Raw genomic sequence first — 2038 nt, 5'->3', positions numbered from 1 at the left:
TTTCGACCTGATCGGCATCACCGCGGCTGCCGGCCCGAGTGATCTGCTCCCCGGATGGGTGGAGCGTGGCGGCCGGGGCAGGAGTGCCGGCCGGCGCGGGGGCGCCGGCGATCCCGGGCGCGTGGGAGAGGGCGCCCGCTCGATCGTTGCTGTGGCGACGAACTACCACACGGGCGATCCGGGCCCACTGCCCGCCGACCATCTGCGGGGGCGCATCGCGCGCTTCGCCCAGGGTGATGACTACCATCTGGTGATGAAGGCGCGGCTCCGGCCACTTTCCGGATTCCTCAAGGACCAAGGCGCGAACCTGGCGCGGCGTCAAGTGGACGCCGGACCGCTGTTCGAGCGGGCGATCGCGCAGCGCGCGGGCCTGGGTTGGCGCGGCCGCCACTCATGCCTGATCACGAGGCCGTTCGGCACATGGGTCGTGCTCGGGGAGATCCTCACCGATCTAGCGCTGGAGCCCGATCCGCCGGCCTCCGGCGACTGCGGATCATGCGAGGCCTGCATGCGCGGCGCCGGGGCGTGTCCCACCGGCGCGATCGTCGCGCCCGGCGTCGTGGAAGAGCAGGGCGTCGCGGGCATACCCGGCGTCGTGAACACGCGACGGTGCATCGCGTACTGGACGATCGAGCACCGCGGCTGGATCCCGCGCGAGGTACGGCCGGCACTCCAGGACATGATCTTCGGCTGCGACCTGTGCCAGGAGGCGTGCCCGTTCAACCGGCTGCCGCAGCCGTCGGGCGCAGGCGCTTGCCCAGCGGTACACCCGGAGTTCCTGCCCCGCACGGAGACCGGCCCGCATCCGCTCCTGCTGCCCCTGCTGAACATCACCGAGGACGACTTTCGCCGTCTCTTCCGCCGAAGCGCTATCAGACGCGCGAAGCGTAGCGGGTTGCGGAGGAACGTCGCGATTGCACTGGGTAACTTCGGCGATGGGCGTGCCGTGCCCGAACTGGTGCGGGCGCTGCGCGATCCCGATGACGCGTTCGTGCGAGGGCACGCTGCCTGGGCGCTGGGCCGCATCGGAGGGCCGGCGGCCCGCGCCGCGCTCGATGCCGCCCTGAAGGCGGAGGAGGATGCTCAAGCCCGCGCCGAGATCGAGGCGGCGCTGGCGGGAGTGGCCCTCGTGTAGGGGACCGGTCGGCGTTCGCCGAACTGGACTTCTCATGCGTCTACTCCTCTGGATCGTGCTGCTGGTGGCCGGTGCCATGCCGCCTATTGTCTTGGGGGCTGCGTCGGCAGCTATACTCCAACCTGCGCCGCCTGTCATCGCCACCCTCGCCGTGGACATCTGGCCGGAGCACGACGATCCCCGGCTGCTGGTGATCTACCGCGGCACGCTCGGCGCGGCCGTTGCGCTGCCCCAGACGCTTACGTTCGCGATCCCATCGGACGGTCAGGTGAACGCCGCTGCCTACCGCGGCGATGATGGCCAGCTTTTCACCAGCTCGCACCAGTACCGCCAGGAGCCGGATCGCCTGCTGGTCTCGTTCACGATCCCGACGCGCGGCTTCCAGTTCGAGTACTACGTGGACGGGCTCTCTCCGCCCCCGCAGCGCACGTTTACCATGGACCTGGTCTTTCCGCTGGCGATCGAGGACCTGCGGGTGTCGGTCGAGCAACCGTTGCGCTCGTCGGTGTTTGCGCTGACGCCCCCCGCAGCCGAGACGGCCGTGACCCCAGCCGGGTTCACCCATCACCTGTACAGTGTCGGCAGATGGCCGGCCGGCAAGAAATGGCGCTTGCAAGCCGCATACCGCAAGGAGGACGCTAACCCCTCGATCGCACGCACAGTGGGAGCGACCGCGCCAGGGCCGGCTGCTCCCCGGGTGGCGGGACCGCCCGCGTGGCTGTGGATGGTCGGCGGCGGGCTCGCCGCTGTCCTGGTCGGACTGGGGGTGTGGTTCCTGCGGCGCGGGGGACCAGCCGGACGTGCGGACGTTTACTGCGTACACTGCGGTGCACGCCCACGCCCCCGGGACCGCTACTGCGGAAGATGCGGACGGCGCCTTGCAGGGGGGTGAGCCGGGTCCGT

General features: G+C 70.5%; 2 protein-coding genes. Both read left to right on the top strand.

What is annotated here, in order from left to right; all coding sequences use genetic code 11:
- The coding region (gene queG / locus FJX73_12715) for a tRNA epoxyqueuosine(34) reductase QueG (GenBank protein ID MBM3471632.1) at positions 1–1135 on the top strand (1135 nt) is incomplete at its 5' end.
- A gap of 34 nt (positions 1136–1169) precedes the next feature.
- The gene (locus tag FJX73_12710) at positions 1170–2027 is read left to right on the top strand and encodes a hypothetical protein (protein ID MBM3471631.1); all 858 of its coding nucleotides are present in this window, start codon (positions 1170–1172) and stop codon (positions 2025–2027) included.
- Positions 2028–2038: the final 11 nt, after the last annotated feature.

The organism is Armatimonadota bacterium (genome assembly GCA_016869025.1).
In the GTDB taxonomy this organism is placed as follows: Bacteria; Sysuimicrobiota; Sysuimicrobiia; order Sysuimicrobiales; family Humicultoraceae; genus VGFA01.
This window is presented reverse-complemented; position numbering and strand designations above follow the sequence as displayed.